At 59.2% G+C, this 6234-nt stretch carries 5 protein-coding genes and 1 tRNA gene; 1 reads left to right on the top strand and 5 read right to left on the bottom strand.

The genetic code is table 11. The features are described 5' to 3' along the window. Positions 1 to 1508: 1508 nt before the first annotated feature. The gene (locus VFP86_06185; GenBank protein ID HET8999217.1) at positions 1509 to 1928 is read left to right on the top strand and encodes a hypothetical protein; all 420 of its coding nucleotides are present in this window, start codon (positions 1509 to 1511) and stop codon (positions 1926 to 1928) included. A 250-nt stretch (positions 1929 to 2178) separates the two neighbouring features. On the opposite strand, the gene VFP86_06180 is transcribed toward VFP86_06185, so the two are convergent. The 5 genes from VFP86_06180 to VFP86_06160 form a co-directional block, all read right to left on the bottom strand. After that, complete coding sequence (locus tag VFP86_06180; GenBank protein ID HET8999216.1) at positions 2179 to 2781, bottom strand: short chain dehydrogenase; 603 nt, start codon at positions 2779 to 2781, stop codon at positions 2179 to 2181. Between the two features lie 82 nt (positions 2782 to 2863). Beyond that, positions 2864 to 3610, bottom strand: coding sequence for a glucose 1-dehydrogenase (locus VFP86_06175; GenBank protein HET8999215.1), 747 nt, complete (start codon positions 3608 to 3610; stop codon positions 2864 to 2866). A 551-nt stretch (positions 3611 to 4161) separates the two neighbouring features. Further along, positions 4162 to 4237: transfer RNA gene (locus VFP86_06170), tRNA-Lys, on the bottom strand. A 77-nt stretch (positions 4238 to 4314) separates the two neighbouring features. Beyond that, positions 4315 to 5520, bottom strand: a complete 1206-nt coding sequence (locus VFP86_06165; protein ID HET8999214.1) for a serine hydrolase domain-containing protein — start codon at positions 5518 to 5520, stop codon at positions 4315 to 4317. Positions 5521 to 5769: 249 nt separating this feature from the next. Beyond that, a complete protein-coding gene (locus VFP86_06160; GenBank protein HET8999213.1) occupies positions 5770 to 6207 on the bottom strand; it encodes a PaaI family thioesterase in 438 nt (145 codons plus the stop codon). Positions 6208 to 6234: the final 27 nt, after the last annotated feature.

Raw genomic sequence — 6234 nt, 5'->3', positions numbered from 1 at the left:
TGGTATACGAAGCTTGGACGAGGTACTTGGGCATGTGCCACCTCCGTCAGAGAATTTGTTGCAAGAGATTCCCCATCTCAACTCACTGAATTTTCTCAACCTTCATGTGCCATGGGATGTAAACCCAGGGCACCGAGGCCGATTATCGTCAAGATGCGAGCCATGAGGACGGAGAGGGGACGAGGGCTAACATGCCCATTATTGCACATTTCCTCAATAGTTCGAAATCCGAATAGATGCTCGTCGAAACTTTGTTTGCTTAGACGGCGTGGTGCTTTGCAGGTCCATCGAGCTTATACGGTAGCTGCCGGCGAGAGCGCCCGTCATGCTTTGCGAGTTCGCTGGCAGAAAGGGCAGACGAAGAAGCGGTGCGCATGAGCACATCGACGAAGGCGGATACCGGCACCCACCCCTCTGCCGGGGTGCGTCCATAACCTCGTACCTCTAGACAGGCAAATTCAGTTGCACAGGGTCCTTCCGAAAGGGAAGGAAGATGGAACCCACGGGGAGACCTCAGACGGCCACGGCTATCAGCGCGGCGCGGCCGAAGGGGAACGATCATGATCGATTGCGACTGGGTGATCGTATGTGATAACGCGTTTTCAGATCAAGCGGGGAAGCCTAACCTGATCGGCATCTTTGACATCATCAGAGTACCCAGCGTCCCAGCGCGGTACGCCCACATAGTCGTCGCGGTACGTTTGTCCGGGAATCCAAACGAACGCGCCCGAATCACCGTAGAGATTGTCTCGCCATCCGGGCCGACTGCAAGCGCGGATGGTGAAGCGTTTCTAAGCCATACGGGAACTGCGCACGCCTACATTGGTTTTCCTGGAGTTCGCCTTCCTGACTTTGGAGTCTACAATGTGCGGGTTCTCATTGGCGGAACGGTTAAGAACAGGACGACCTTCGTAGTCGACCGTTCTTCGCCATAAGACTCTACCAGAGCTACATTCGGTTCTTGCTCTCTTGCTGACATCCATGACCTCCTTCGGAGTGTGATCTATTCAGGGAGCTTGAGCGCCCGCCACGCTGGTGGCTATGCCAGAAGGTGAACGGAATTTGATGCTAGCGCCGGGGCCCGGCGTTCAAGTTTGCGAGATCGCGGGCCATGGCATTGTGGGCGATACCATCAGTCCCGCCAATCTCATCAAGCTAGCTAAGGAGCATACAGTCGTGGTCACGGCGGCTCGTGGGAACTTGATCCGTCGCAGAGCGTAGAACAGTCTAAAAATGCCTTCGCGAGAAAACGTAACATAATTTTCGGGAGGACGTGTCCGGACGGCCAATCTTGGACCTCCTCCCCCTGGGGGCTAGTCCTTCGCGGCTGGCCCCTTATTCGTTCGGCAGGGACCGGGCGGGTAGTATGGAAAGCCTCGGTCGAAGCGATACTAGTGGAAATGTCAGCTCAAGCCTCGGTACCCGAACACGACGGAGGAGAATCGGGCCCGCAACCGGCGGGGGGAGATCATTGTGGCGAAGTAACGAATTCATTGATGGGGGGCGAGATGAAGACAAGGGAGGTGATACTGTGCGCGGTGATCCTCGCATTAAGCGCAGTGTCGGCTGCGGCCGAGTTCAAGGTGTATCCTGCTGCGCGACGCGATCCGCAGCTAGAGCAGCTTGCGAACAGCAACCCGCAGAACGGACCGGGCGTCGAGAGCGAAGTGTACGTCACCCCCGATCCGTTTGAAAAAGTCTACCAGTTCTACAAGGCCACTGGGACGGAGGATGAGAGGATGAAGAACCACCGCGGACCGCAGCTGCCCAGCGGAGGCGCGATCCAATGGGCCTTCTTCACCTTCGACGGCGCGAAGGATATTGGCACCTCAAAGCTCTGGGCCAAAATCCAACGGCCGACCGTTGCCGATCTGCAATACAAAGACGTCCGCGATATCACATCCATCCAGTTAGTCCGAAAGAAATAGGCTATGATATGACATCCGTGAAGGGTCGGGAGTGCATGCGGCTATCCCTTGCCGTTCGCCTTTGACACCGTGGCCTATTCCGACCGCTTCTTCCCCGCCACCATCCTCGGCGGCCGACTCCACGTCCGCGGCCTACCCGATTGGGGTCCCTGGAATCCCTCACGCCTAGAGTGGGACGACGAAGCGTTCGTGGACATCCTCCTCGGCACGGCGGCTCAAGCACAAAGAATGGCGGACAGCTGGGTTAAGCTCAATCAACTTTGTAAACGCGGCCGGTTTGCGCCCCCAAGATAGCGCGTTTGTAGGCTTGTCCAACTTTCCATCCTTCGACCGGAATCATGCCGGGAAAGAACGGACCAAAATGAGCTTCGGATTCTTTTAGGACCGTAGGACTCACCACATTGATACGCAATCCCTTAGGAAGTTCAATTGCGGCAGCCCGAACAAAACCTTCCAACGCGCCCGAGACGGCTGAAGCCGCGACGCCGGCGAAGATCGGTTCGTCGTTAAGAGCGCCCGAAATCAAAGTGAAGGATCCTTTTTCTTTGATGAACGGGATCGCCTCCTGAACCAGATTGATCTGACCCATGAGCTTGCTTCCCAACGACAACTGCCACTTTTCAGCGGTGAGTTCCGAAAGCGGAGCAAATGCGATTTCGCCTGCTGCAATGGCCACGGCATCAAACGAGCCGACGGCCTGATAAAGCTTCCGGACACTTTCGCGGTTTTCGATCTCGACTTGGAAATCGCCTGATTTGCGTCCGACCTTGACTATCTCATGGCCAGCGCCCGCGAATGCCTTTTGAACCTGTTCGCCGATCGTTCCGTTTGCGCCAATCAAAATAATTTTCATAAAAACTCCATTCTTGTTTCTGATCTCAGGATTTATCCAATATCTTTCTGTGCTCGGACAACGCGCCTGTTCTTCTATTGCCTTACGCGGCCAGCATTCCACCATCGACGAGATACGACGCACCCGTGATGTACGATGCATTGTCGGAGGACATAAAGACGATGGTCTGAGCGATCTCCTCGGGTCGCCCCACGCGCTTGAGCGGCACCGTCGATGCCAAGTCCGCTTTTCTTTCGTCCGTTCCGGTGAATCGATTCAGCATCGGGGTGTCGATCGGACCAGGGGCGATCACATTGACGCGTACACCGGTGCCCGCTACTTCGAGGGCCGCCGACTTAGTAAGACCTTCAACCGCGTGCTTGCTCGCCACATAAATCGACGCGCCACCAGCGCCGGTGTGGCCGAAGACAGACGACACATTGACGATACTGCCGCTTCCTTGCGGAACCATCACGCGCAACTCATGCTTCATGCTCAGCAGTGTGCCGAGCACGTTAGTGTCGAAGATAGCGGCATAAGTCTCGGCGGACTGTTCCATCACCGGGCCGGGCTCACCCTCTGTACCGGCGTTGTTGACAGCTACGTCCAGGCGACCGAAGCGCGCGACGGTCTTATCGACCAGGCTACGCACATCGTCCTCGTGACGCACGTCGGCACGAACAAACTCGGCTTCTACACCGAGCGTGCGCAGTTCGGTGGCGAGCGCCTTGCCAGCTTCCTCGTGGCGGCCGGAGACGACGATCCGTGCGCCTTCGTGAGCGAACGAAAGAGCCGTGGCACGGCCGATACCAGTAAGGGCGCCAGTGATCAGGACAACAGGGGTGTTCATGTGACTCCTCCTTGGGTTTGCCACCCTAGCTTCGATACTTCCAGTTGAACCGAATTTCCATGCTGGCTATTCCCGATTGGCGCCCTATGGGCTCGGGTGAGCATGCTGGGTCATACGCGCCTCAGCCAGTTCCCTCAAGGCATCCACAGCGAGCAGCGCACGACCGAAGGCACTGCTCACATCGGGCCCGGACGGCAGGCGCGCCTCCAGCTCGACAAGCTGGCCGAGGATCGCCCACAGAATCGCTTGAGGACCGGGAATTCCCACTCGCTGCGGCGTTCCAGGGGCGTACCTATGGGTAGATGTCGTGAGCCGCCGCTCCAGATAGAATCTCGCCTTGCAAGACGGGGAGCACCAGCGGGCCTTCGGGCCGGCGCTCCACCGGCCGTCCGCAGCGAGGACACACCCGCACGGCACCCCCAGAGGTATTCACGGTACCGTCACGAGAGTTACAGGGTTCCGACTGATCAAGCGGGACTCTGAGTCGCTCGCGATACGCAGGGAGTAGCAGGGGAGTAGCAGACGGTAAGACCTCTTCGCTATCCCTTGATTGGTGGGCCGTGCAGGACTCGAACCCGCGACGCCCGGGTTAAAAGCCCGGCGCTCTACCCGCTGAGCTAACGGCCCACGTCTCGGATTCTAGCATATCTATCGATGCGCTGCGCGAAGCGAGGGGGTCATGGCCGTTGCCCGTAGCGTGTTGCCTATTCCATTGCTCCATACGCCAGTGTCCAGAAGTCGGTGAATACCTTCGGCGGTTCCGGTGAATCCATCATGCGCTGCGTAAAGAGGATGCCGATCATTCCCTCTACGGGGTCCGTATATGCGGATGTGCCGAAGCCGCCGTCCCAACCGAATCGGCCCGGTGTGTGGAAGATTTCGTTGCGCCGAATGTCCACCCCCATTCCGAAGCCCCAGCTGCGATACGCACCGAAAAAGATCTCGGACCCTGCGCGTTGCGCAGGCGTGAGTTGATCTGCAGTCATCAGCTCCACGGCGGCGCGTGAAAGAACTTGCTCGCGGCCGTGCCGGCCTTTGTTCAGCATCATGCGGCTGAAGGCAAAATAGTCATCGATCGTCGACACGAGCCCGCCTCCGCCTGATTCGAACGACCGCTCAGACCGCCATGCGCTGTACGCCACGCCGTCAAACACCTCCAGCGTGTTCGTCCCACGGTTGAAGAAGTAGCACGCAGGCAAGCGGTCGATTTTTCCGGACGGCACGTGGAATGCCGTGTCTTTCATTCCGAGCGGGTCGAAGATGTGCTCGCGCATGAACGTGCCGAGGGGTTGTCCCGATACGCGCGCGATCAAGACCCCCAGGACATCGGCACTCACGTGGTACATCCACCGCTCGCCCGGGTGCGCCATCCACGGCAGCGAACCGAGCTTCTGCAGCCATTCTTCTGTGCCGGGCGCCCGCGAAGGGTGTGGTGGACCGTCGCCGCCAATCCGATATTCACGCATCAACTTCTGAATCGGATACGTACCCGGCATGGCCATCACACTGCCGAGACCCATGCGGAACGTCAGCAAATCGCGAACGGTGATCGCGCGCAGCGCAGGAACCGCGTCGTCGGGCTGCGCGGACATGGATTTCAGCACACGACGATGTGCAAGCTCCGGCAGCCACGGTTCGATCGATTCGTCGAGCCGTAACTTGCATTCCTCTACCAGTATCATTGCCGCGACGGCAGTAATGGGCTTCGTGATCGACGCGATGCGAAAGATCGTGTCGCGCGTCATCGGCGCCGGATGGTCGACCGCCATTGTGCCGAGCGTCTCCACATGCACGTCGGCATGATGACTGACGAGCGCAACGAGCCCGGGCACCTCTTTCCGGTCGACGTATCCCGACAACACGTGATGCATTCGCTCGAGCCTCGACTTCGAAAGACCTGGGGTGCCCATGTTCCAGCTCCTCGTGCCGGCGTGAGCCGGCACAGCCTGCTACTCGGTGAACGCACCGAGATAAGCCCCGTCTCGTGGTCGCTCGGCGTATTCCCTCGGGAACGTTCTCGCAAAGGATGGTGACTTCGGTGCCTCCCGGGGCATCGGCCAGGGTCCAGGGAATGCCTGATAGATGGCGCGACGCGCCGCCTTGATGATGCTCGAAACGCGGGTGTTCCTCTCCTGACCAGACCCGGTCGCCATGCGGTCCTACCGCTCCTTGGCCTGCTCTCCACGCAGCGTCATGCACGTGCTGGTCGCCCTGGCTATCAACCGCTGCTGCTCGTCAGTCACGTCGCACTCGGCGAGCCCGACGGTGCGACCCCGGTGGACGACTATCGCGGTCGCGCGCAGGCGGGCCGTCCACACCGGCCTGAGAAAGTTGATCTTCAGTTCGAGTGTGGTGAAGGTCTCCCCATCGTTGAGCGTTCCCGCGTACGCCATCCCCATGGCCGCGTCGGCGATATCGCACAGGACACCCCCATGCAGGGTCCCCATGGGATTGGCATGGCGCTCGGTTGCCTCGAATTCGACGACCGCACGTCCAGGTTGGAGGTCGGCGACAGTGAATCCGATCAACTCGGCGATCGGGGGGTAGGGTGCCTCGCCGCGCATGGCCATCCGGATGCGGTCCAACAGGTTGGACACGGGCACTCCTTTCTTTTTGGCGGATCG

The sequence above is a fragment of the bacterium genome, from assembly GCA_035703895.1.
GTDB lineage: Bacteria > Sysuimicrobiota > Sysuimicrobiia > Sysuimicrobiales > Segetimicrobiaceae > Segetimicrobium.
The sequence above is the reverse complement of the archived record's forward strand: the minus strand, read 5'-3'. Positions and strand labels throughout refer to the sequence as shown.